This is a genomic window from Citrobacter sp. CK189 (assembly GCF_030333505.1).
Classification (GTDB): domain Bacteria; phylum Pseudomonadota; class Gammaproteobacteria; order Enterobacterales; family Enterobacteriaceae; genus Citrobacter_B; species Citrobacter_B koseri.
The window spans coordinates 419,361-442,650 of sequence record NZ_JAOWFV010000032.1; the positions used below are offsets into that span (position 1 = coordinate 419,361).

The window sequence follows — 23,290 nt, forward strand, 5'->3', positions numbered from 1 at the left end:
TTTCATATCATGACTTAGGATGCAGGATCACGATGAATAACGATTTTACATTTACGATCAAAAGCAGTCGCTTCGATGAACATTATAACCCTTCGGAAAATACGCGTATTACTACCAACTTTGCAAATCTGGCCAGAGGAAAGAACCGCCAGGAAAACTTACGCAACACGTTAGTGATGATTGACAATCGCTTCAATACACTGGCGTATTGGGATAACCCCAAAAGCGATCGTTATTCTGTGGAACTTGATATCATTTCTGTTGCGATGAATATTAACGTTGATAGCAACAGCGATACATTCCCCGCTATTGAAATATTAAAAACCAATATTATTGACAAAAAGAACAACGAACGTTTTGAAGGTATTGTCGGGAATAATTTTTCCTCTTACGTACGAGATTATGATTTTAGCGTATTACTGCCAGAACATAACAAAAACAAACCTGAGTTTAGCATTCCAGATAATTTTGGTGATTTGCATGGGAACATATTTAAACATTTCATAAACTCAAATGAATACAAAGAGCATTTCAAAAAACCACCTGTGATATGCCTCAGCGTGTCAAGTAACGATATCTATCATCGGACTGGAAATCAGCATCCTGTATTGGGTATCGAATACCAGCCAGGTGGTTCTTCGTTAACTGAGAAATACTTCAAAAAAATGGATTTGCAGGTTCGCTATTTTATGCCCCAAAATAGCGTTGCACCTTTAGCCTTTTATTTTTCTGGTGATTTACTTAGTGATTACACGAATCTTGAACTTATCAGCACCATCAGCACGATGGAGACGTTCCAGAAGATTTACCGACCTGAAATTTACAATGCTAACGCCGCAGCAGGTCAATGCTATCAACCAAATCTGAACCACCAGGATCATTCATTAACAAAAATTGTTTATGATCGGGAAGAACGCAGCCAGCTGGCTATTGAGCAAGGAAAGTTTACAGAAGAGCACTTCATCAAACCATACAAGGATATTCTTGAAAAGTGGTCTGCTCACTACGCTCTCTGATTAACCGAAAATAAAAGGTCATCGATTATGAAAATATTACTACCCACTTCAACCGCTGGCAGTTTACCTAAACCTTCCTGGCTTGCTCAACCTGAGACGCTTTGGTCGCCCTGGAAATTGCAAAATGAGGAATTAATCGAGGGAAAACAAGATGCGCTACGTTTGTCCCTGGATGATCAACTACGGGCAGGTATTGATATTGTTAGTGATGGCGAGCAAACGCGCCAACACTTTGTCACCACGTTTATTGAACACCTCAGCGGCGTTGATTTTGAGAAACGTCAGATTGTTAAAATTCGTAATCGCTATGATGCGAGCGTACCGACCGTTGTTGATGCGGTAGCGCGTCAAAAACCCGTTTTTGTTGAAGATGCAAAGTATTTACGCCAGCTCACTCGTCAGCCGATTAAATGGGCGCTGCCAGGGCCTATGACGATGATCGATACGCTCTACGATGCTCACTATAAAAGCCGCGAAAAGCTGGCCTGGGAATTTGCAAAAATTCTCAATCAGGAAGCCAGAGAGTTAGAAGCTGCCGGCGTCGATATTATCCAGTTTGATGAGCCCGCATTTAATGTGTTTTTTGATGAAGTGAATGACTGGGGGATCGCCGCGTTAGAAAAAGCCATTGAAGGGCTAAAATGCGAAACCGCTGTGCATATCTGCTATGGATATGGCATCAAAGCCAATACCGACTGGAAAAAGACGCTGGGGTCAGAGTGGAGACAATATGAAGAAGCTTTTCCCAAACTGCAAACGTCTAATATCGATATCATCTCACTGGAATGTCATAACTCGCATGTTCCAATGGATCTGCTTGAACTGATTCGCGGTAAAAAAGTCATGGTAGGGGCCATTGACGTGGCAACCAACACCATTGAGACACCAGAAGAAGTCGCCAGTACGTTACGCAAAGCGCTTCAGTTTGTCGATGCCGACAAGCTCTATCCTTCTACCAACTGTGGTATGGCTCCCTTATCTCGTCAGGTAGCCAGAGGTAAGCTCGATGCCCTAAGCGCAGGCGCAGAAATCATCCGAAGAGAACTTTCGGCTAAATGACTCTGTTAATAAGATACGGGCTATAAACCGCAGTGGGTAATATATCCCTGAGCGGCAGAACCGCATGCTGGCGCAGAAGGCGTCAGCCAGACAGCTGCTGTTTATCGCCCTCTTTCAAACAGCTCATGAATGCCCGGAGGGGGTTAAGATTTTTCTGCCAGCCACTTATTAAAGCGCACCATATCTTCCAGCACACATTCGACCAACTGTTCAATCGTTTCCCAGTCCTGCTCGTTATTGCAGGCAACTTCAAGCGCCTCACAGGTCTCTTTCAGCGGCGTATAATTCATCATCCGTGCACCGCCGTTAATCCGGTGTGCCATGCGGCCAACCTTGTCACGGTCTCGCTGTTCAAGTCGCAGTTTAAGTTTCCCGATAAATTCGCCCTGTACGCAACGGCTGGCGCCGGTGTAGCGAAAGTGAAAGTAGGTGGCTGGCAGGGTAATGACACCCGCGAGTTCGCCGGCAACACGCAAACCAACTTTACGTACTCCGTTGGTGCGGGTGCTTCTTATGAAGTTATTAACGATTTGACCCTGTACGCCACTTATCGTTATGTCGATATGGGCAATATCGAAAGCGGCCGTAACACCTTTGTAAACGCCCGTGCTCTACAGGATGAAAATATGCGTGGACGCCTGGTCAACAATGAATTTGTGTTCGGCGTTCGTTACGTCCTTTAAGGCACTTTGACAGAGAGTTTCATCCCCCTCCTTTCAGGTATTTGTTCTCATCTTTTATGCCACTTTTTTCCTGACCTTACCGCCTTCCTGCCGGGTGGTAAGGCTTTTAACCCACAGCCCTAATGGCGAAAAAAATCTTATAATGTTGGTAGGTTCACCGATACTTCTTTGGCATTCACTCTAAAACCCCATTAAATTCAAGTAAAATAATTGGTATTGATCCGATGAAAACATGACTGAATGCTGGACTCAACTGGGGGCACAGTTAACTTTATCCGTTTTACCAATATGAATCGCCACGGATACGCAGACTTCTTATCAATATAGGTGCCGAATGGCTTGAATCCTGAATCGCCACGGGTTTAACAGACACCTCAGAGTCGTTTAAGATGGCTTAAAAAGAGGTGCCCATGGACGGTAAGCGTTATCCCGAAGAGTTTAAAATTTGAGTTTCGTGTCTGAAAAAAATACCGTTAGCCAGTGGTTCTCCGATTCTTTTTATTAACGTGTCAGGACAGACTATTGCGTCTGTTTTTCTGTTTTATATCGCCGTTGCAGTGTTGCTTTCAGCTTACGCTGGAGAGGTTCCGGGTTTTCCCCTTCAATCAATTTGCCAATAAGATCAAAGCAGTGCCATGCCAGCTGATGATTATCCTGGCGGATGGTATCGACAGGAATAGTGAGTGAGTCATACAAATAGTGATCGTCAAAGCTGGCCAGCCGCATGTTACTTTGCAGCAGATTGTGCTGGCCCATATAGCGCAGCACCCCTTCCAGCAGCCCGCAGGCGGCGGTGAACAGCGCCTTAGGTGGACGTCCCAGTCGGGCGCAAAGTTCAGCGAACATCTCATAACCGGAACCAGGGTGATAGTTGCCGTGGATGATCCACTCCGGGCGCAGTTCAACGTTGGCTTCACGTAACCCCTGCTTAAACCCCTCCAGACGGTCACGCGTCGGGGAAAGCCGCGGCTGACCGCCGAGGAAGTAGAACTCGTCAGGATGCTGGCGGGCGATATCCGCCACCAGTTCAGCCGTGGGAGTAATCGAATCGGTGATGACCAGCGGCAGAGAGCTATCGTTCATGTGGCGATCAAATAGAACCACGGGCATCTGCTCGCTCAGTTTCTGGTAATCCGCATCATTCAACATACTGGAGGCGACAATCAACCCGTCCACCTGGCGCGCCACCATGTTATTGACCACTACGGTCTCCTGGCCTGGGTTTTCATCGCTACAGGAAATCAGCAACTGAACGCCCGCCTCCCGGCACAGGGTTTCCAGTTCGTGAGAAAAGACGGCAAAACCGTAGTTGGTGATTTCCGGAACCACCAGACCAATGGTGTGGCTGCGGTTATCACGCAGCGAGCGGGCGTGAATGCTGGGCTGGTAGTGATGCTCTTTTGCAATAGCCAGTACACGATCCCGTGTTTCTTCCGCCACCCGTAGCTCTTTGCTGCGTCCGTTCAGTACCAGGCTGGCGGTGGCTTTTGAGACCCCCGCCAGTTCCGCGATGTCTTTTATTGTGACGCGTTTTGTTTTTCTCACAACGACTTAGATCCGGCTGCCAAAACTCCTATTCTATCATGCAGCGGCGCAGCGACCAGTAGCGTAATGTGATGTCGGACGCACCTTCGAAGCGTACCCGGGCCGGATGGTCAGGAAAATAGCGGCTGCTCATCACCCCTTCGCCATGGTTGATGAAAATTTCAATACTGGAGCTGTCGCACAGAACGCGTAAATGGCTGACGTCGCCCTGCCAGTAGCGGGTCAACGTTTCACTGGTTTTCAGACTGGCGCGTTCCAGACGCACACCGTGGTCATCGACCGTGAGACGCAACGCGCCGGCAAAATCGGCATTCACGTACGAAGTGTTCAGTTCAAACTCAAGACGTGTCGCCTCCAGTTCTGGCGCATCGCTGGCGCGGCCCTGCCACTGGTGTTCGGCTTCGCGAAGCTGTTCAAGTTCTCTGGCAGGCGTTTGCCAGAGCCTGCCGTCGCGATACTTCAATTCCCGCGGGCAGGTCATCTGGTGGATCCAGCCGTACGCACATGTGGGCTGAAGCATCTCTTCACCGTCCGGCACGCCCATCCAGCCGATCAGGATGCGTCTTCCGTCTTCCGCCACCGTGGTTTGTGGCGCATAAAACTCGAAACCGGCGTCAAGCTCATGCAGCTCGCCGTGGGCAAACGAAGCCGTTTCATAATCAAATGCCCCGCTCATCCAGACTGACGGATAGGTATTGAGATAGCGATGCGGTTCGCGCGCCAGCCCCTGCGGGCAGCAGATCAACACATGTGTTTCATCAAGCGCAAACAGATCCGGACACTCCCACATATACCCGGAGTCCGTAAGACCGTTCACGCCCTGTCCAGCAATCTCACCGCAGGGCTGCCAGTGGTGTAAATCATCGGATGTGAACAGCAGCACTTTGCCCTGCTTTTGCAGATCCTGCGCACCGAGCACCATGTACCACTGCCCATCATGGCACCACACCTTCGGGTCCCGTACATGCCCGGTGTACCCTTCCGGCAGGGGCAACACTGGCCCCTGCTTGGTAAAACTGCCATCGTCATTTTGCACCGCCAGACACTGCCAGGCGATGCGACCGCCGTCGTCAAACTTGACGTTGCCGGTGTAGCACAGGGTCAGCACGCCGTTGTTATCCACGGCGCTGCCGGAATAACAGCCGTTACGGTCATACTCTTCGTCGGGCATCAGGGCAATTGACTCGTGCTGCCAGTGCACCAGATCCACGGAGCTCCAGTGTCCCCAGCACTTATAGCGATGATCGCAGCCCAGTGGGTTCCATTGATAAAACAGGTGGTAGCGCCCGGCAAACCAGATAAACCCGTTCGGATCGTTCATCAGCCCCGTTACCGGCGCGGGATGCCACTGCGGATAATGGCTGTCCGCCAGTGCACGCGGCTGGCCTTGCATTACTGCCTGCAACACGGCAGGCCAGCGGGAAGCTAAAGTCATTATTCAGAGTCCGTCTTATATTTCAGCAGCAGGGAGACGGTGAACGCCACACCGAAAGCAATCACCATGCCGATAATATAGTTAAGCAGCGAGCTGGCCTGTACTATTGCCATGCCCGGAATAGCAGTCAGTCCCACGGCGGTCATGTAGACATGCACCGACACCACCCAAGCACCGCCCGCCGCGCCACCGATCAGCGCCGCGATAAACGGCTTCACGAAGCGCAGGTTGATACCAAAAATCGCCGCTTCGGTGATGCCCAGCATCGCAGAGAACGCCGACGGTAATGTAATGGCTTTGATTTTGGCATCGTTGGTTTTGAACCACACCGCCAGACACGCCCCGCCTTGCGCCACATTCGCCATCGCCCAGATTGGTAGCAGGAAGTTAACGCCTATCGACGGATTCCCCAGCAGTCCGGCCTCGATGGCGTGGAAGCTGTGGTGAATACCGGTAATAACAATTACCGAATACAGACCACCAAACAACAGCCCGGCCAGCCAGCCTGCATGAGCAATCAGGGTACTCAGGATGAAGGAGATACCGTCTCCCAGCGCGCGGCCCGCAGGGCCAATGATCAACAGCGCAATAAAGCCGGAGATAATAACAGTCAGGAACGGGGTCAGGATCAGATCTAACGCATCCGGGATCGCCCGGCGCAGCTGTTTCTCCACTATGCTCATAAACCACACCGCCAGCAGTACCGGGAACACGGTTCCCTGATAGCCAATCATGGCGATTTCAAAACCGAAAAAGTTCATGGTGTGGAAGCCGGACGCCACGCCCCAGGCGTTGGTCAGCGCCGGGTGCGTCAGAATGCCACCCAGCGTCGCCCCCAGATACGGGTTACCGCCAAATTCCCGGGCTGCGGTAAAGCCAATCAGGATCGGCAGAATAATAAACGCCGCCGAGCTGCACATATCCAGCATGATGTAAAGCGCGTTATCCGCATTCACCCAGCCGTAGGTTTTTACCATCCCAAGCAGGCCCATCAGCAAACCGGACGCCACAATGGCAGGAATGATTGGCACGAAGATGTTAGACAGCAGACGAGCAATACGCTGGAACGGGTTCAGCTTACGTGCGGCGATATCTGCAGCTTCGGACTTGCTGGATTCGCTAATCCCCGCAGCCTGAATAAACGCGGCGTAGACCTTGTTAACCACACCGGTACCAAAAATCACCTGCATCTGCCCGGAGTTACGAAAACAGCCTTTCACCCCTTCGACCTTGCCAATGGCCTGCTGATCGGAAAGCGCGTCGTCAATCAGAACCAGACGCAGACGCGTTGCGCAGTGAGCGGCGCTTGCGATGTTCTCTTTGCCTCCGAGCAGCGGGATGAGTTCGCGGGCGATATTATCAAAATCCATATATACCTCTGCCTGACTTCATTTTTATGGTGTTTAAAACGCTCCCGCCACGCAGGAGCGTGAAGGCTTAGAACCAGGTTTCCATCTGAACCCCAAAGTTCCATTCCCCGCCAGCATTGAAGCCGCTGCTGCCAAAGGCGTCATCGCTGGCGTAGTTATCCAGTTTGCTGCTCCAGTCCATCCAGGTGGCGAACAGACGCAGCTCCGGACGGCTGAAGAAATCGCCGATCTTGCCTGCTTTTAATGTCGGGGCGAAAGTCAGCTTGTAGAAACTCCCGTTGACCGCATTACGGTCTTTGTAGCCTTCAGGATTCAAATCCATGTACTGATAGCTGCCTTCGAACGCCAGGGCGAAATTCTGCGTGACCTCTTTAATCAGACGAGTGTTGAGCGTGACCCATTCATAGCTGTCGCCTTTGACGTAACGGTCTTTACTGCTCTGCGCCAGGACTGCAGGTGCAATATGCCAGCCGCCGCCCAGAGGCGTGACACCATAACTGGCAAAGCGCCAGGTATCAGCTTCAGACAGCAGTGCGCCATCGGAACCAATACTTTTTACTTCCGCACCCAGGCCGTGGCCATACAGCAGCGCCGTTTTGGCAGATCCCTCCCGCAGGCCGTAGAAACTCTTGTTGTGCAGGCCAGCCATAGCGTGAACACCGTTATTCGCCGCATCAGTTTTAATCAGGTCACCGTTGCTGTCTTTACGGTCATCGTTGTCTTTAGCCCGCAGACCACTCACCATCAGCTGGAACGGTCCGGCAAAGTGGTTCATGCTGAGGATGTAGTTCTGAACGTTGTTGTCGATCTCCTCCTCGCTGCCAAAATTGCGCCCATAGACAGAGAAGTTACTGTGCAGCGTGTCGTCCCACTTCACGTCATACACACCGCCGCCCGTACCGGCCAGGAACACCACGTCAGAATCCAGCCAGTGAATGTCAAAGTTATCGCGGTCAAAACGTTTTCCCGCCCAGAAGGTACTGCCTTTCAGCGCACCGGTAAAATCAGGCAAATTGCCCAGTTCAGCAAAGGCCTGGCGAATATTGAGATCACTGCTGTCCGCTGACCAGTCGTTATAGGTTTTCTGCCCGTCGGCCAGCATGGCCTTAAAGCGCGTGATTGCGCCGTTGTCCAGGGTCTGCTTGTGTTCCACGTTTAGCTCGACGTAGGTATCTGCTTCATTCCCCAGACGCCCAATCGCCCCGCCTGTTTCCCCGGCTGGCGTCAGGTACGGGCCACTTTTGCTGCTCGAGGCTGCGTCGTTCATCAGCAGGCCGGAACGAGCATAGCCGTGAAACTCAAATCCACTACTCTGATCGGCTTTCTTTTCCAGCGCGGTAGTCCGCTGCGCCACCTCCCGGGTGATGGTTTGCGCCTGTTGCTGGGCGGCAACCAACTGCTGCGTTTTTTGTTCTGCTGCTGTGGCACGTTTCTCAGCCACCTGTGCGCGGGTTTCTGCTTCCTGAAGACGCTGCTCCAGCGCCGCAAGGCGTGATTCGATACTCGTCATATCCGTCTGGGCAAGAACAGAGGTACTGCCGATCAGCATGCCTATCATCACGGCAATTCTGCGTTTTTTATACATTTTGTCGCATCCTGAAAGAAGTTATTGAATATTGCTAATCAGCTAAACCGGTTTAGGCAAGTGATACTAAACTGATGGATTCTGAATCGGCAATGCTTTTTGCTAAACCGGTTTAACAATTGTGATCAGGGCAACAATTCAGGCCACCGATAGGCAGCCTGCGGAGGGATATTACAGTTCGTGGAGATACGGCAGTGCAGTCATTGCCCCTTTGGCCGTTGTGGCGAGTGCGCCGCAGCGTTGTGCGAGTCCGATTATCGGGGGGAGATGATGGGGAATGGCAGAGCCTGCTGACGCCAGTCCGTAGAGAAGTCCCGCCACGAAGGCATCCCCTGCGCCGGTGGTGTCAACGCATTCCACTGACGTCGCGGGATAGTGGGTCATCGTGCCCTCATGCCAGGTAATCACCCCCTCTTTACCCCGAGTTACCAGCACCAGACTGGCAGGACAGCTTTGCATTAACGCCGTCAGACCGTCCTGTACCTGATGCTCCCCCGTTAAATAGCTCAACTCTTCCACGGAAAGTTTCACCACATCGGCTTTGGTCAATGCCTGCGCAAGGCACTGGCGCAACTCGGCATCATGACGCCAGAGATCGTGGCGGATGTTGGGGTCGAAGCTGACAAAACCACCGGTCTTTCTGATGGTTTCCATTGCCTGAAGTGTAGCGGAACGAGAGGGTTCTGCGCTCAGGGCAATCGAACAGACATGCAGCCACTCCCCAACCTGAAATGGCGGGAGATCATCAGATGTCAGGAACAGATCGGCGCTCGGGCGTACCATAAACGTAAACGAGCGTTCACCCTGTTCGTCCAGATCAACCACCACCGTTGATGTGCGATGCTGCGGGTCCCGCCGCATCCACTGAACGTCGACCTGTTCGTCCGCAAGCATCTTTTGCATAAACCTGCCGAATGGGTCATCACCGACTCTGCCGATAAACGCGCTTTTGCCGCCGAGGCGGGCAATGCCAACCGCGACATTGGCCGGTGCGCCCCCGGGGCATTGCAGTAATCTGCCCTTACCATCCGGCAGAAGATCCACAACCGCGTCGCCAAGCACCCAGATCTTTTCCATGTAATCCTCATAGCTAAATAACGTTAAACCGATTTAGCTATTTAAGCACAAGCCAGGATACTGGGAAATACATGGGTTAGAGATCCCCGGAAAGACCGCTAAGCTGCGAGGAGAACGACAATATTGCCGGCACGTCAAAAAACGTCACTATTTGCAGTCAAAGAGACTTACTACAGCAACGTGGCCAGCGAAAAGTTGCGTCTTCCCACCCACGATACATGTGACATCATCACCGCCGCTGTAAAGGCTCTGGATCGTATCTTTCTTGAGGGCCATTGTTACGCGAAGGCAGGTGTGATGCTGAATGACTTTACCCCTTCTGGCGTTTCTCAGCTTAACCTGTTTGACGAGTTACAACCTCGGAGGGATAGCGCCGGAATGGCAAATGAATAGTGAAATGCTCTCACCATCTTATGCAACAAAATGGTCAGATCTTCCTCGCGCTTACATTTGCTAATTCTGACCACCCGGTATATACGCTGGTTAACCTGCAGGCGGAGTAATCTGCTTCAGCGACTTTGCAGCTTCCTCTTCAGACATATGAAACTGAACGCGATGATACGCAGTGACATCGAGTGCAAACACCTCCGTAGAGACAACCCAAAAAACTGAAAGTAATGACGGTAAAAGGCTGCAAATATTTGGGCATCGGTCATTACGCACAGTTGACACTGGGTAGTACAAAAAAGTCTTAGCTTGAGATATTTTCCTTTTTCCAAACGGACCCCATCATGTGCAATGTCAACACCTGACAGAGTAAATGTCATGAATTTAACTACATGATGAGAGATATAATGAACGGGACAATAACTTTATATCATCATTTATGGCGATGATTGAGTAATGAAATATCCAGGCGGAAAAAGCAAGTGCTTTCAGCGGCTCATTAATATTATGCCGCAGCACCATACTTATATTGAAACCCATCCAAGTGGTGGGGCTGTCATGCGCAATAAATTACCGGCCGACAGAAATATAGGTATTGAGCTTGATATCAATATAGTACAGCGATGGCGTGATGAGGAAGATAACGTATGTGAACGTGTTCACACAGATGCGGTATCGTTCCTTCGGAACTATAAGTTTAAACGATAGCGTAGCGAAAGACTTCACTACAACGCTGGCGAACCTTCTTTGCCTTCTCTGTCGCGCCACGGCTTTCCATTCGACGTAGCACATTCAGTAGAACCTAAAGGCCTCCAGAACGTCAGAAGCATACCCTTCTGACCATCGGCTTCGTTCCGTGCCATTCAAGCGCCACTGCCTGAAACGTATTGTTGAGCTGCACATCGCGAACCAGCTTTTCTTCTTTCTTAGCAAACGATGGATCGATACCCTCGGCCAGTTTTTTCTTGGCTTCATCACGTAGTGCCCTCGCTTGTGCAAGGGACACTGCTGGATAGACACCAAAAGCCATACGCTTCTCTTTTCCATTGAAGCGATACTTCATCCGCCAGTATCGTGAACCAGAGGGAACGACTTCAAGATACAAACCAGCACCATCTGCCAGCTTATAGGCTTTCTCTCTGGGTTTAGCAGCGTCTACCTGTCGGGCATTAAGCTTCATTGGGGGCATCTCCCTGGACCGAACACAGAATGCCCCCACTTATGCCCCCAACTGTGACTTGATTCTGGTTGAGTACAGTTGATAACAGGAGATAAGATACGGGCTAGGAACCGCAGTATACGGGCTTTTAGTTGAGTTCGGTAGACCTGGGAGGAGTTTGAAATGGTGCCGATAATAGGAGTCGAACCTACGACCTTCGCATTACGAATGCGCTGCTCTACCAACTGAGCTATATCGGCCCTGAAAGGACATGACCACGAGTGTGAATCACGGGGTAGAAGGTTAAAACTAACCGGGTGATGCGTCAATAGCCTTGTGAATCAAGTGGCTGATTTTGCATCACTCCGGTTTTAATTACGCACGAATGGTATCGTCACCGATGCCGATCCACTTGTAGGTGGTCAGCGCTTCCAGCCCCATTGGGCCGCGTGCGTGTAATTTTTGCGTGCTGACAGCCACTTCCGCGCCAAGGCCAAATTGTCCGCCATCGGTAAATCGGGTAGAAGCATTGACGTAAACGGCGGACGAATCTACTTCATTCACAAAACGATCGGCGTTGCGCAGAGTGCGCGTCAGGATCGCATCGGAATGTTGAGTACCGTGTTCACGAATATGCGCAATCGCATCATCCAGGTCGGCCACGATTTTCACATTCAGATCCAACGACAGGAACTCGTCGTCATACTCTTCGGCTTTCACCGCTACCACGTTCGCCGGGCCTGATTTCAGTTGGGCCAGCGCCGCATCGTCAGCATGCAGCGTGACGCCGCTTTCCGCCATTTGCTTGCTCAGCGCAGGCAGAAAACGCGCAGCGATATCCTGATGCACCAGCAGCGTTTCCACCGTATTGCAGGTACTCGGACGCTGGGTTTTCGCATTGACGATGATCTTCAGCGCCGGTTCGATCTCCACGCTGTCGTCAACAAAGATATGGCATACGCCAATCCCGCCGGTGATCACCGGGATCGTCGACTGCTCACGGCACAGCTTGTGCAGGCCCGCGCCGCCACGAGGGATCAGCATGTCGATGTATTTATCCATACGCAGCATTTCATTGACCAGCGCGCGATCCGGGCTGTCGATCGCCTGAACTGCGCCAGCAGGTAAGCCGCAGGCTTCCAGCGCTTGCTGAATCACCGCAACCGTTGCCGCATTGGTGCGATACGTCTCTTTACCGCCGCGCAGAATCGCCGCGTTGCCGGTTTTCAGGCACAACGAGGCGACGTCAACGGTCACATTGGGACGCGCTTCGTAAATCACGCCAATGACGCCCAGCGGAACACGACGACGTTCCAGACGCAGCCCGCTGTCCAGCAGACCGCCATCAATCACCTGTCCGACCGGGTCGGCCAGGTTACACACCTGACGGACGTCATCGGCAATCGCTTTCAGGCGCGCCGGCGTCAATGCCAGACGATCCAGCATCGCTTCGCTGAGGCCGTTTTCGCGCGCCTCGGCAACGTCCTGGGCGTTAGCGCTCAGGATGCTTTCAGTTTGCGCTTCCAGTTCGTCCGCTATTTTTTCCAGTACGCGATTCTTCTCGCGGCTGGAGAGTAGCGCCAGTTTGTAGGACGCCGCTTTGGCAGCAATGCCCATTTGTTCCAGCATACGTCGGCTCCTTAACGGGTAATCATGTCATCGCGATGGACAGCGACCGGGCCATATTCATAGCCAAGAATCGCGTCAATCTGCTGAGAGTGGTGACCAGCAATACGGCGCAGCGCGTCGCTGTTATAACGGGTGACGCCGTGGGCGATATCGCGCCCTTCCTGGTTACGGATGCGGATCACTTCACCACGCGAGAAGTTACCTGTCACGCTTTTAATGCCTTTTGGCAATAATGAGCTACCGCGTTCCAGAATCGCAGATGTCGCCCCTTCATCCACCGTGATTTCACCGGCAGGCGGCGCGCCAAAGATCCAGCGTTTGCGGTTTTCCAGCGGGGAGGCTTGCGCATGGAAACGGGTTCCCGCAGAAATGCCTGCCATAACATCGCCAATCACGCCCGGCTTGCTGCCCGCCGCGATGATGGTGTCGATTCCGGCACGACAGGCAACGTCGGCAGCCTGCAATTTGGTGCCCATTCCCCCGGTTCCCAGGCCAGAGACGCTGTCGCCCGCAATCGCACGCAGCGCATCATCAATGCCGTACACGTCTTTAATCAGTTCAGCCTGCGGGTTGGTTCGCGGATCGGCGGTAAACAACCCTTGCTGATCGGTCAGTAACAACAATTTGTCGGCGCCCGCCAGAATGGCGGCCAGCGCGGAAAGGTTGTCGTTATCGCCCACTTTTATTTCAGCGGTCGCCACGGCATCGTTTTCATTGATGACAGGGACAATATTGTTGTCCAGCAGCGCACGCAGGGTGTCACGCGCGTTCAGGAAGCGCTCCCTGTCTTCCATATCCGCACGCGTCAGCAGCATCTGCCCGATGTGAATACCGTAGATAGAGAATAGCTGTTCCCAAAGCTGAATCAGACGACTCTGCCCCACCGCCGCCAACAGTTGTTTAGACGCTATGGTCGCCGGGAGTTCCGGGTAGCCAAGATGCTCACGCCCGGCGGCGATAGCGCCCGACGTGACGATCACAATACGATGGCCTGCGGCATGTAGCTGCGCGCATTGACGAACAAGTTCTACGATATGGGCACGGTTCAGGCGGCGCGATCCGCCCGTTAGCACACTGGTGCCGAGTTTTACCACCAGCGTCTGGCTGTCACTCATGATTCTCTGCCATTCAAAATAGGGGAAAATGATATCAAACGAACGTTTTAGCAGGACTGGCCCCGGTTGCCAACAACCAGAGCACAAAGCATGAAATTTTGTTGCGCAGGATCAGCAAGCGTAGCGGCAGTTTCTGACAATTTTATTACCGCAATAATAAATCATCCTTTTTTAAAAATATTCTTAATTTGTCATAAAACCTTCATTGCAGAGCGTTAAAAACCATCCTGTTTTTCACGGGGATCACTCCCAGCGAATATTAGCGCGTAATTTTAAATCAGGAATGAAAATGAAAAAGAGCACTCTGGCATTAGTGGTGATGGGTATTGTTGCATCGGCATCCGTGCAGGCAGCAGAAGTGTATAACAAAAACAGTAATAAACTGGACGTGTATGGCAAAGTAAAAGCGATGCACTACATCAGTGATGATGACAGCAAAGATGGCGACCAGACTTATATCCGCTTTGGCTTTAAAGGCGAAACGCAGATTAACGATCAGCTGACTGGTTACGGTCGCTGGGAAGCTGAGTTCGCCGGTAACAAAACAGAAAGCGAAGGCGGTCAGAAAACCCGTCTGGCTTTTGCGGGTCTGAAGCTGAACGATTTCGGTTCGTTAGATTATGGTCGTAACCTGGGCGCCTTGTACGACGTTGCCGCGTGGACGGATATGTTCCCTGAATTCGGCGGCGACGGCCTTGCACAGACCGACAACTTTATGACCAAACGCGCCAGTGGCCTGGCAACTTACCGTAACACCGATTTCTTCGGCGTTATCGATGGTCTGAACTTAACCCTGCAATATCAGGGTAAAAACGAAAACCGCGACGTCAAAAAGCAGAATGGCGACGGTTTCGGCACATCTCTGAGCTATGACTTCGGCGGCAGCGACTTCGCCATCATCGGCGCATACGCCAATTCAGACCGCACCAATGAGCAGAACCTGCAATCTCGCGGACAAGGTAAAAACGCGGAAGGTTGGGCGACGGGCCTGAAATATGACGCCAATAACATTTACCTGGCGACTATCTATTCTGAAACCCGCAACATGGCGCCTATTTCCGGTGGTTTCGCCAATAAAGCGCAAAACTTCGAAGCGGTTGCCCAGTATCAGTTTGATTTCGGTCTGCGTCCTTCCCTGGGCTATGTTCAGTCTAAAGGCAAAGATATTGAAGGTATCGGTGATGAAGATATCGTGAAATATATCGATGTGGGCGCAACATATTATTTCAATAAAAATATGTCTGCGTTCGTTGATTATAAAATCAACCAGATTGACGATGATAACAAGCTGGGCGTAAGCAGCGATGATATCGTCGCGATTGGTATGACGTACCAGTTCTGATTGTCTTAATTTGCCGGATGACGACGCTCAGGCGTCTTATCCGGCCTACTCTTTTGCACTGTTGCAGGCCGGATAAGCGTAGCGTCATCCGGCATTATTCTATGTTACGCCGTTAACTTCACCGGTTCTTTGAAGTTATCGGCGGGTTCCAGCGCCAGATTCAGCGAAGTCAGCAGTGCACGCAATTTTTCATGAAACTCGCGCAGGGTGTACTCCAGGCGTTCAACCACTTCGGTCTCTTTAATCGGCACGGCGGTCCAGTTACCTTCTTTGTCAAACAGGCCAAACTGGTAGCTGTAGGTAAAGCGTTTTTCCTGCGCTTCCAGTTCCATCCACCAGCCCCAGAATTCACGTTTCTCAGGCGCTGGCTTCACGTTGACGCAAACAGCCAGGCAATCGAAAAAAAAACGATTATCTTCGCACTGCCCTTCGCGTATATACGGGCCAAGCGCAGTGAATTTCTTGATCAATCTACTTTTCGGGTGTCCACTCGGTAACGTCATTGCGATCTCCTTTGGTGAAGCAACTGTTTTACCAAAACAATAAAATTTAGCAATCCATTAACACAATCTGTGATTGATCCAACCGGTAATTTCTTTCAGCGCAGTGTCAAAATTGCGATACACCGGATTAAACGGAATCTCCATCAGCTTACCGTCGGAAGATGACGAGGTGATGAGCCGGGACTCCTCTTCCGGGCTAAACGGATCGTTTTTCCAGAAGCCAGATAACATCGGCGTTGGGCAGCGTCTGCCGAGCAACCCCTGCACCTTCAGTGAATAACGATTTAGCTCAACGCGCAGCGCTTCATCTGACGCATCATGCATCCCCAGACGGCTTGCCAGCACGTCAAGATACATTTCCGGCACCGTCCCCTGACGTTGTGAATCGCTTAACAACGCATGGACCACCGGCCCCAGACAGGCTACCGCTTTCAGTCGCGGCGCTTCCAGGTAGGCCAGACGTACCGCAACGTTAGCGCCAAAACGAAAACCAAACGCCGCCACCCGGGTATGATCAACCCACGGCACCCCAGGCAGCGCTTTCAACACATGCTGATGCAGCAGACTGGAGTCCTGGGTGAGTTTCCATTTTGACGAGAATCCAACCGACGGCATGTCCAGCGTCAGCATCGCCATACCGCGCGGCGCGAAGTAACGTTCGAACAGGGTGTAATAGTCCGTTTGCATGGAGTCCAGGCCGCCGCACATCAGTACGGTCGGGAACGGGCCATCCCCTTTCGGCATATGCAAAAACGCAGTGACAGGCGCGCCGCCGGGGATCGCAAACGCCATTTCACGCAGCGAGCCCGGCAAGCGTTGCGCGGCCTCTTCATACGCGCGGTTCGCCAGGGCCTGCGCCTGCTCCGCCAGCTCATCCCCTTTAAGATGTGGGTAAGCCGCAATGTTGTAGAGCGAGGAAGCGTGCAGCCAGTGACGCCCGCTGCGCTGTGGGTCTGTTTCCTGGCAGGCTTTCTGCTGCCATTCCATCGCCTGTTTCGACCATTCAAAGATCCAGTTACCGCCACGGTAGCCAATCACCGTGTCGTACAGCTCTTTGTCGGTTCGCTCGGCTTCGCTCATTACGATACGCGCCTGCACATCAAGGATTTCTCGCGGATCGATACCGCGCCAGATCCACATCAGACGGTTGATCATGCGATACCAGTGCGGCACGTTTTTACCATCCAGAGTGGACTGCACGGACGGCTGCGTTCCGTGATTGAAGCGCCGGACAAGCGTCGACGTTTCAGGATGTTTGAAGCGGGGTTTAAACAGGGTTTCGCTGAGGTTAGCCTGTGACATTCGTGCAGCCTCCAAGGGTACTTACTGAGGCCTATTGTAACGTGTGTGCGGCTAAAAAAAACAACGCCCGGCATTGCCAGGCGTTGAAAATTTCAGTGATTAGCGACCAGAGATTGGCGGGACGAATACCACGCCCATATCCCACGGCTGCTCAATCCAGGTGTCCTGCGGGATATCAATCACATAATCATCCACCAGCGGGCGGCCAGCCGGTTTAGCGAAGATAGTGACGAAATGAGCTTTAGGGTACATTTCGCGGATAGCAACAGCAGTACCGCCGGTATCGACCAGATCGTCGATCACGATGAAACCTTCACCATCGCCTTCCGCACGTTTCAGCACTTTCAGTTCGCGCTGGTTGTCGTGGTCGTAGCTGGAGATGCAAACGGTATCGACATGGCGAATACCCAACTCACGCGCCAGCAATGCGCCCGGTACCAGACCACCACGGCTGACGGCAATAATGCCTTTCCATTGTTCAGAAGGCATCAGGCGGCTTGCCAGTTTGCGTGCGTGAATCTGCAACATGTCCCAGGTGACGACGTATTTTTCGCTCATGTGAAGTGTCCCAGCCTGTTTATCTACGGCTTAAAAATTGAGGGTGAACCAGGTTGCGCGAGATTATAGAGACCTGACGCGCTAAAAACCAGTGTTTCGCGGAATCCAGCCCTCTTTTTACGTGCTTTATACTACCCGAAGACCAGGAAAGTGGTATTCTCAATCGCATCTCGCAAGCCCGACTTGTGGTGACAATCAATCTGCTAACCCTGTGGCCTGCAAGAAAGTTTTGCAGGACATCGTCAAGGAGACTTATCGTGTCTGAACTGTCTCAATTATCTCCACAACCGCTGTGGGATATTTTTGCAAAAATCTGTTCTATTCCTCATCCGTCCTACCATGAAGAGCAGCTCGCTGAACACATTATGGGCTGGGCCAAAGAGAAAGGTTTCCACGCTGAGCGCGATCGGGTCGGTAATATCCTGATTCGTAAGCCTGCCACCGCAGGTATGGAAAACCGCAAGCCAGTGGTTTTGCAGGCGCACCTGGATATGGTTCCGCAGAAAAACAACGACACCGTACACGACTTCACCAAAGATCCGATCCAGCCTTATATTGACGGCGAGTGGGTAAAAGCCCGCGGCACCACGCTGGGCGCGGATAACGGCATAGGTATGGCTTCTGCGCTGGCCGTTCTGGCTGACGACAACGTCGCACACGGCCCGCTGGAAGTGCTGCTGACCATGACGGAAGAAGCCGGTATGGACGGCGCATTCGGCCTTCAGTCTGGCTGGCTACAGGCCGATATTCTGATCAATACCGACTCCGAAGAAGAAGGTGAGATCTACATGGGCTGTGCAGGCGGTATCGATTTTACCTCTAACCTGCCGCTGTCCCGTGAAGCCATTCCAGCGGGCTTCCAGAGCTTTAAACTGACGCTGAAAGGCCTGAAAGGCGGCCACTCCGGCGGCGAAATCCACGTCGGTCTCGGCAATGCCAACAAGCTGCTGGTGCGCTTCCTGGCGGATCATGCTGAAGAACTGGGTCTGCGTCTGGTTGATTTCAACGGCGGTACGCTGCGTAACGCTATCCCGCGTGAAGCCTTCGCCACCGTTGCCGTAGCGGCAGATAACGTCGATGCGCTGAAAACGCGGGTGAACGCTTATCAGGAGATCCTGAAAAACGAGCTGGCAGAGAAAGAGAAGAATCTGGCGGTTCTGCTGGAAGCTGCCGCTAACGACAAAGCGGCGCTGACTGCTTCGTCCCGCGACGGCTTTATCCGTCTGCTGAACGCCACGCCAAACGGCGTGATTCGCAATTCCGACGTAGCGAAAGGCGTGGTTGAGACGTCCCTGAACGTGGGCGTTGTGACCATGACCGACAACAACGTGGAAATCCACTGCCTGATCCGCTCGCTGATCGACAGCGGTAAAGACTACGTGGTGAGCATGCTGGATTCGCTGGGTAAACTGGCTGGCGCGAAAACCGAAGCAAAAGGCGGCTATCCGGGCTGGCAGCCAGATGCGAACTCGCCGGTAATGCACCTGGTGCGTGAAACTTACCAGCGTCTGTTCAATAAGACGCCGAACATCCAGATTATTCACGCGGGTCTGGAATGCGGTCTGTTCAAAAAACCGTACCCGGATATGGACATGGTCTCTATCGGGCCAACCATTACCGGCCCGCACTCTCCAGATGAGCAGGTTCATATCGAAAGCGTCGGTCACTACTGGCGGCTTCTGACTGAACTGCTGAAGTCTATTCCGGCGAAGTAAAATTCTGCGCTAAATGCCGGATGGCGCTGCGCTTATCCGGCCTACAACTAACCCGGCCTACACGCTGATTTGTAGGCCGGATAAGGCGTTTACGCCGCCATCCGGCAATACATCAAAGTCACAGCCCCAGCAGAAGCTGTCTTTCCAGTTGCGGATCCAGTAGCGTAACGTGTAACCCTACCAGCCGCACGCCCCGCCCTCCCCGCCGCTCATTCCAGGTTTTACGCGCCGTCGTGATTAAATCGTCCTTGCTTAAACGCGGCCAGACGTGCTCCTGAGTGGTCAGCTGGAAATCGTTAAATTTTAATTTAACCCCCTGACGGGCGATGAGCAGGTCAGGCTTCACTTTTGCCAGCCGCCTTTCCAGCTCTGGATATAACCGCTCAATGATCGCCTCGCATTCCGCCCATTCGTGAATATCCTCCGCCAGCGTACGTTCAACGCCTATCGATTTACGCAGTCTTTCATTGTTCACATCCCGCTCATCAATCCCCTGGCTACGCTCCCATAACACGCGGCCAAACTTACCAAAGCGCTTGAGTAACATCGCCAGATCGTACTTTTGCACGTCTTCACAGGTACGCAGCCCCATCGTTTCCAGCCTGGCCGCAGACACTTTACCCACCCCCGGAATTTTCCCCAGCGGTAAGGTTTTGAGAAACTCAGGAGCATCGGCGGGGGTAATCACATATTGCCCATTCGGTTTATTAAGATCAGAAGCAATTTTTGCCAGAAACTTAACCGGAGCAATACCTGCTGATGCGGTGAGCTGGAGTTCGTTAAAAATCGTCTGACGGATTTCCTGAGCGATAAGCGTGGCGGAGCCGTGGCAATAAGTGCTGTCGGTGACGTCCAGATAGGCTTCATCCAGCGAAAGCGGCTCTATACGCGAGGTATAACGAGAGAAGATTTCACGGATATGCTGCGACGCTTCTTTATACGCCTCAAACCGCCCCGGCAATAGCGTGAGGTGCGGGCAAAGCTTAAGCGCCATACCGGTCGGCATCGCGCTGCGCACGCCAAATTTGCGGGCGGGATAATTTGCCGTACTGATAACGCCCCTGCGCTCGCGGCTGCCGCCGATAGCAATGGGAATATCACGCAGGGCCGGGTTATCGCGCATTTCAACCGCCGCGTAAAAACAGTCCATATCAACATGTATGATTTTGCGCATGGCTCACCTCTGCAATACTGTTTAAGTATACAGTATATTTTGTATTGTGAGAAGCGAGTGGAAATTAAGCCGCGGCAGAATGCGCCGGGTTCTGACTGCCTTGACGGCTAAATTTCAGTATAAAGAGAAACTAAATTGTAAACGCATCGCCTGGGGCTTGCGAAAAACTGCCGTGGTGATAATGTGAGCGCACCAAATACGGATTAGTCTGATTTGGGGACTCTGTTTGCCGTTCTGGCGTGTGTAACCGTTTTATCAAGGAATAAGCAGTATGCGTAAAATCGCATTTTTTCTTGCGATGCTTCTGATCCCGTGCGTCTCATTTGCCGGTTTGCTAAGCAGTAGCAGCCCAACCACGCCAGTCAGTAAAGAATATAAGCAGCAGTTGATGGGGTCGCCTGTCTATATTCAGATCTTTAAAGAAGAGCGTACGCTCGATCTGTACGTCAAGATGGGTGAGCAATATCAATTGCTCGACAGCTACAAAATTTGCAACTATTCCGGTGGCTTAGGCCCCAAACAGCGCCAGGGTGACTTTAAAAGCCCGGAAGGTTTTTACAGCGTCCAGCGTAATCAGCTCAAACCGGACAGCCGTTTCTATAAGGCCATTAATATCGGTTTTCCGAACGCCTATGACCGCGCACACGGTTATGAAGGTAAGTATCTGATGATCCACGGCGCCTGCGTTTCCGTCGGTTGCTATGCCATGACCGACAGCGGCATTGATGAGATTTTCCAGTTTGTAACCGGCGCCCTGGTATTCGGGCAATCCAGCGTACAGGTGAGCATCTATCCCTTCCGCATGACCGATGCAAATATGCAGCGCCATAAGTATTCGTATTACAAAGATTTCTGGACGCAGCTAAAACCGGGCTACGACTACTTTGAGCAAACCCGTAAGCCACCAACAGTTTCCGTTGTTGATGGCCGTTACGTGGTCAGCAAACCGTTGAGCCATGAAGTGGTTCAGCCACAGCTGGCGTCAAACTATACGCTCCCCGAGACAAAATAATCGCCATTCGCCTGGCATAATCTTTTGCCAGGTTTCATTTCCCGTCAGCGGCTGCGTTGCAATCACGGTAACCACATCATTCGGTGTGGTTTGTGAACTGAAGTCGATTTCCACATCCTGGTCCAACAGCGTGGCAACGCCAAACGGCGCGCGGCGGGTGATCCAGAATAAATTGGTCGAGCAATAGGCCATAACATAGCGCCCGTCTGACAGCAGCATGTTGAAGACACCTTTCTTACGGAGTTCTTCTGCCAGCGTCGCAATATATTTAAATACCGCCATCATATTGCCCGGCGTACGCGGATAACGCTGCGTCAGCTTATGCAGCAGCCAGCAGAACGCTTTTTCGCTGTCCGTCTCACCAACCGGGCGAAAATTACCGGTTTCAAGCGATTTGTAGCCGTTGAGCTGCCCGTTATGCGCATACGTCCAGTTACGCCCCCAAAGCTCACGGGTAAACGGATGCGTATTTTCCAGCGCCACTTCCCCACGATTCGCCTGGCGAATATGGGCGACGACGGAACAGGATTTAATGGGATAGTCTTGCACCAGTCTGGCGATGGGCGAATTAAAACTGGGTTGCGGATCTTTAAATGTGCGACACCCTTTACCTTCATAAAACGTAATGCCCCAGCCGTCTTTGTGCGGCCCGGTTCCTCCACCACGCTGAACCAGCCCGGTGAAACTAAAGCAAATATCGGTTGGCACATTGGCGCTCATCCCGAGCAGTTCGCACATACATCACCTACCTTAAAACGCTGAACCGCCTGATGGCGCTGCGCTTATCAGGCCTGGACAAATCAAATGTAGGCCGGATAAGACGCTTTAACGTCGTCATCCGGCAAAAACACAGTAAAGAATTATCCGCTTACTTAACCATCTCTTTTTCGATCAATTGGATCAGGATATGAATCACTTTGATATGGATTTCCTGAATACGATCAGCATAACCGAAATGCGGCACGCGAATTTCAATATCCGCCGTCCCTGCCATTTTACCGCCGTCTTTCCCGGTCAGGGTGATGACTTTCATTCCCTTCTCGCGTGCTGCGGCAATCGCTTTAATCACGTTACCAGAGTTGCCCGAAGTTGAGATCCCTAACAGCACATCCCCTTCACGGCCAACCGCTTCAACGTAGCGAGAGAAAACATAGTCGTAACCAAAATCATTACTGACACAGGAGATATGACTGACGTCAGAAATAGCGATCGCCGGGTAGCCTGGACGGTTTTCGCGGTAGCGACCGGTCAGCTCTTCGGCAAAATGCATCGCGTCGCAATGAGAGCCGCCGTTACCGCAGGAAAGTACCTTGCCACCCGCTTTAAAACTGTCTGCCAGCAGGACCGCCGCGCGCTGAATAGCGTGAATATTGGCTTCATCTTTTAAAAAATTGGCCAGCGTTTCCGCCGCTTCGTTCAGTTCGTTACGAATAAGATCCTGGTACATGAGGATATCCTTCAGCATGAATGTAATTGACAGATGCAGTGTACCGGATAGCGCAGAAAGCGAGAAGTACAAGCCACAGGAATGCCGCTGGCTTTTGATTTTTTGTGCCGGTGAAAACGGCAACAATGTGAGCTTCGTTGTAATTATTTTGTAAACACATTGCTAAAAGAAATGACA

Annotated in this window: 20 protein-coding genes, 1 tRNA gene and 3 pseudogenes; 8 read left to right on the plus strand and 16 right to left on the minus strand. The window is 52.0% G+C overall.

Features of this window, described 5'->3' with window-relative positions:
• The first annotated feature begins 32 nt into the window (after window positions 1-32).
• Window positions 33-1,016, plus strand: coding sequence for a DUF1852 domain-containing protein (locus tag OGV83_RS03465; protein ID WP_200023549.1), 984 nt, complete (start codon window positions 33-35; stop codon window positions 1,014-1,016).
• 27 nt (window positions 1,017-1,043) lie between these two features.
• Complete coding sequence (locus OGV83_RS03470) at window positions 1,044-2,075, plus strand: methionine synthase (protein WP_130029246.1); 1,032 nt, start codon at window positions 1,044-1,046, stop codon at window positions 2,073-2,075.
• 143 nt (window positions 2,076-2,218) lie between these two features.
• Here the strand turns inward: OGV83_RS03470 and OGV83_RS03475 are convergent, their stop codons facing one another.
• Complete coding sequence (locus tag OGV83_RS03475; RefSeq protein WP_047458716.1) at window positions 2,219-2,398, minus strand: Hpt domain-containing protein; 180 nt, start codon at window positions 2,396-2,398, stop codon at window positions 2,219-2,221.
• Between OGV83_RS03475 and OGV83_RS03480 the strand changes: the two genes are divergently transcribed.
• The gene (locus OGV83_RS03480) at window positions 2,390-2,758 is read left to right on the plus strand and encodes an outer membrane protein (RefSeq protein WP_024130640.1); all 369 of its coding nucleotides are present in this window, start codon (window positions 2,390-2,392) and stop codon (window positions 2,756-2,758) included. The genes OGV83_RS03475 and OGV83_RS03480 overlap by 9 nt on opposite strands.
• A 519-nt stretch (window positions 2,759-3,277) precedes the next feature.
• Here OGV83_RS03480 and OGV83_RS03485 read toward each other — a convergent pair.
• The 5 genes from OGV83_RS03485 to cscK form a co-directional block, all read right to left on the minus strand.
• Window positions 3,278-4,303 carry a LacI family DNA-binding transcriptional regulator gene (locus tag OGV83_RS03485; RefSeq protein WP_012133762.1) on the minus strand — a complete coding sequence of 342 codons (1,026 nt, stop codon included), beginning with the start codon at window positions 4,301-4,303 and terminating at the stop codon, window positions 3,278-3,280.
• A 28-nt stretch (window positions 4,304-4,331) separates the two neighbouring features.
• On the minus strand, window positions 4,332-5,738 hold the full coding sequence (locus tag OGV83_RS03490) for a sucrose-6-phosphate hydrolase (RefSeq protein WP_286463149.1): 1,407 nt from the start codon (window positions 5,736-5,738) through the stop codon (window positions 4,332-4,334).
• Window positions 5,738-7,108 carry a sucrose-specific PTS transporter subunit IIBC gene (locus OGV83_RS03495; protein WP_012133764.1) on the minus strand — a complete coding sequence of 457 codons (1,371 nt, stop codon included), beginning with the start codon at window positions 7,106-7,108 and terminating at the stop codon, window positions 5,738-5,740. The genes OGV83_RS03490 and OGV83_RS03495 overlap by 1 nt, the downstream gene beginning before the upstream one ends.
• Before the next feature lie 67 nt (window positions 7,109-7,175).
• Window positions 7,176-8,693 (minus strand): carbohydrate porin, encoded by a 1,518-nt coding sequence (locus OGV83_RS03500; protein ID WP_012133765.1) that lies wholly within the window; start codon window positions 8,691-8,693, stop codon window positions 7,176-7,178.
• Between the two features lie 171 nt (window positions 8,694-8,864).
• Complete coding sequence (gene cscK, locus OGV83_RS03505) at window positions 8,865-9,770, minus strand: fructokinase (RefSeq protein WP_012133766.1); 906 nt, start codon at window positions 9,768-9,770, stop codon at window positions 8,865-8,867.
• A 100-nt stretch (window positions 9,771-9,870) separates the two neighbouring features.
• Between cscK and OGV83_RS03510 the strand changes: the two are divergent.
• A pseudogene (locus OGV83_RS03510) lies at window positions 9,871-10,227 on the plus strand (DUF4113 domain-containing protein); the annotation flags it as partial.
• A 630-nt stretch (window positions 10,228-10,857) separates the two neighbouring features.
• Here the strand turns inward: OGV83_RS03510 and OGV83_RS03515 are convergent.
• The 4 genes and pseudogenes from OGV83_RS03515 to proB form a co-directional block, all read right to left on the minus strand.
• Window positions 10,858-11,337: pseudogene (locus tag OGV83_RS03515) on the minus strand (tyrosine-type recombinase/integrase); the annotation flags it as partial.
• A gap of 163 nt (window positions 11,338-11,500) precedes the next feature.
• Window positions 11,501-11,576 (minus strand) — tRNA-Thr (locus OGV83_RS03520).
• A gap of 115 nt (window positions 11,577-11,691) precedes the next feature.
• Entirely contained in the window at window positions 11,692-12,945 is a 1,254-nt protein-coding gene (gene proA, locus OGV83_RS03525; RefSeq protein WP_286463150.1) for a glutamate-5-semialdehyde dehydrogenase, read from the minus strand.
• Between the two features lie 11 nt (window positions 12,946-12,956).
• Complete coding sequence (proB, locus tag OGV83_RS03530) at window positions 12,957-14,060, minus strand: glutamate 5-kinase (protein ID WP_012133771.1); 1,104 nt, start codon at window positions 14,058-14,060, stop codon at window positions 12,957-12,959.
• Window positions 14,061-14,349: 289 nt separating this feature from the next.
• Between proB and phoE the strand changes: the two genes are divergently transcribed.
• Window positions 14,350-15,402, plus strand: a complete 1,053-nt coding sequence (phoE, locus tag OGV83_RS03535) for a phosphoporin PhoE (protein WP_024130644.1) — start codon at window positions 14,350-14,352, stop codon at window positions 15,400-15,402.
• A 104-nt stretch (window positions 15,403-15,506) separates the two neighbouring features.
• Here phoE and crl read toward each other — a convergent pair whose 3' ends face one another.
• The 3 genes from crl to gpt all read right to left on the minus strand — a co-directional run bounded on the left by crl (window position 15,507) and on the right by gpt (window position 17,765).
• Complete coding sequence (crl, locus tag OGV83_RS03540; RefSeq protein ID WP_047458752.1) at window positions 15,507-15,905, minus strand: sigma factor-binding protein Crl; 399 nt, start codon at window positions 15,903-15,905, stop codon at window positions 15,507-15,509.
• A gap of 57 nt (window positions 15,906-15,962) precedes the next feature.
• Complete coding sequence (frsA, locus tag OGV83_RS03545; protein ID WP_058668603.1) at window positions 15,963-17,207, minus strand: esterase FrsA; 1,245 nt, start codon at window positions 17,205-17,207, stop codon at window positions 15,963-15,965.
• A gap of 99 nt (window positions 17,208-17,306) precedes the next feature.
• Entirely contained in the window at window positions 17,307-17,765 is a 459-nt protein-coding gene (gene gpt, locus OGV83_RS03550) for a xanthine phosphoribosyltransferase (RefSeq protein WP_006685917.1), read from the minus strand.
• 257 nt (window positions 17,766-18,022) lie between these two features.
• Between gpt and pepD the strand changes: the two genes are divergently transcribed.
• Both pepD and OGV83_RS21595 read left to right on the plus strand, forming a co-directional pair.
• Window positions 18,023-19,480, plus strand: coding sequence for a cytosol nonspecific dipeptidase (gene pepD, locus OGV83_RS03555; RefSeq protein ID WP_286463151.1), 1,458 nt, complete (start codon window positions 18,023-18,025; stop codon window positions 19,478-19,480).
• 13 nt (window positions 19,481-19,493) lie between these two features.
• A pseudogene (locus OGV83_RS21595) lies at window positions 19,494-19,643 on the plus strand (hypothetical protein); the annotation flags it as partial.
• On the opposite strand, the gene dinB reads toward OGV83_RS21595, so the two are convergent.
• The gene (dinB, locus tag OGV83_RS03560) at window positions 19,599-20,654 is read right to left on the minus strand and encodes a DNA polymerase IV (RefSeq protein WP_286463152.1); all 1,056 of its coding nucleotides are present in this window, start codon (window positions 20,652-20,654) and stop codon (window positions 19,599-19,601) included. The pseudogene OGV83_RS21595 and the gene dinB overlap by 45 nt on opposite strands.
• Before the next feature lie 271 nt (window positions 20,655-20,925).
• Here dinB and dpaA point away from each other — a divergent pair, with 271 nt between their 5' ends.
• A complete protein-coding gene (gene dpaA / locus OGV83_RS03565) occupies window positions 20,926-21,666 on the plus strand; it encodes a peptidoglycan meso-diaminopimelic acid protein amidase (protein WP_012133778.1) in 741 nt (246 codons plus the stop codon).
• Here dpaA and OGV83_RS03570 read toward each other — a convergent pair.
• Both OGV83_RS03570 and lpcA read right to left on the minus strand, forming a co-directional pair.
• Window positions 21,637-22,404 carry a class II glutamine amidotransferase gene (locus OGV83_RS03570; protein WP_012133779.1) on the minus strand — a complete coding sequence of 256 codons (768 nt, stop codon included), beginning with the start codon at window positions 22,402-22,404 and terminating at the stop codon, window positions 21,637-21,639. The two genes, dpaA and OGV83_RS03570, sit on opposite strands and share 30 nt — an antisense overlap.
• Window positions 22,405-22,534: 130 nt before the next feature.
• Window positions 22,535-23,113: a D-sedoheptulose 7-phosphate isomerase gene (lpcA, locus tag OGV83_RS03575; protein WP_024130646.1), complete on the minus strand. Its 579-nt coding sequence runs from the start codon at window positions 23,111-23,113 to the stop codon at window positions 22,535-22,537.
• Window positions 23,114-23,290: the final 177 nt, after the last annotated feature.

Bases quoted from the DNA above. Each gene is read 5' to 3' on its own strand.
- OGV83_RS03465 (WP_200023549.1), top strand. From the start codon at position 33: ATGAATAACGATTTTACATTTACGATCAAAAGCAGTCGCTTCGATGAA.
- OGV83_RS03470 (WP_130029246.1), top strand. From the start codon at position 1,044: ATGAAAATATTACTACCCACTTCAACCGCTGGCAGTTTACCTAAACCT.
- OGV83_RS03475 (WP_047458716.1), bottom strand. From the start codon at position 2,398: ATGGCACACCGGATTAACGGCGGTGCACGGATGATGAATTATACGCCG.
- OGV83_RS03490 (WP_286463149.1), bottom strand. From the start codon at position 5,738: ATGACTTTAGCTTCCCGCTGGCCTGCCGTGTTGCAGGCAGTAATGCAA.
- OGV83_RS03495 (WP_012133764.1), bottom strand. From the start codon at position 7,108: ATGGATTTTGATAATATCGCCCGCGAACTCATCCCGCTGCTCGGAGGC.
- OGV83_RS03500 (WP_012133765.1), bottom strand. From the start codon at position 8,693: ATGTATAAAAAACGCAGAATTGCCGTGATGATAGGCATGCTGATCGGC.
- cscK (WP_012133766.1), bottom strand. From the start codon at position 9,770: ATGGAAAAGATCTGGGTGCTTGGCGACGCGGTTGTGGATCTTCTGCCG.
- proA (WP_286463150.1), bottom strand. From the start codon at position 12,945: ATGCTGGAACAAATGGGCATTGCTGCCAAAGCGGCGTCCTACAAACTG.
- proB (WP_012133771.1), bottom strand. From the start codon at position 14,060: ATGAGTGACAGCCAGACGCTGGTGGTAAAACTCGGCACCAGTGTGCTA.
- phoE (WP_024130644.1), top strand. From the start codon at position 14,350: ATGAAAAAGAGCACTCTGGCATTAGTGGTGATGGGTATTGTTGCATCG.
- crl (WP_047458752.1), bottom strand. From the start codon at position 15,905: ATGACGTTACCGAGTGGACACCCGAAAAGTAGATTGATCAAGAAATTC.
- frsA (WP_058668603.1), bottom strand. From the start codon at position 17,207: ATGTCACAGGCTAACCTCAGCGAAACCCTGTTTAAACCCCGCTTCAAA.
- gpt (WP_006685917.1), bottom strand. From the start codon at position 17,765: ATGAGCGAAAAATACGTCGTCACCTGGGACATGTTGCAGATTCACGCA.
- dinB (WP_286463152.1), bottom strand. From the start codon at position 20,654: ATGCGCAAAATCATACATGTTGATATGGACTGTTTTTACGCGGCGGTT.
- dpaA (WP_012133778.1), top strand. From the start codon at position 20,926: ATGCGTAAAATCGCATTTTTTCTTGCGATGCTTCTGATCCCGTGCGTC.
- OGV83_RS03570 (WP_012133779.1), bottom strand. From the start codon at position 22,404: ATGTGCGAACTGCTCGGGATGAGCGCCAATGTGCCAACCGATATTTGC.
- lpcA (WP_024130646.1), bottom strand. From the start codon at position 23,113: ATGTACCAGGATCTTATTCGTAACGAACTGAACGAAGCGGCGGAAACG.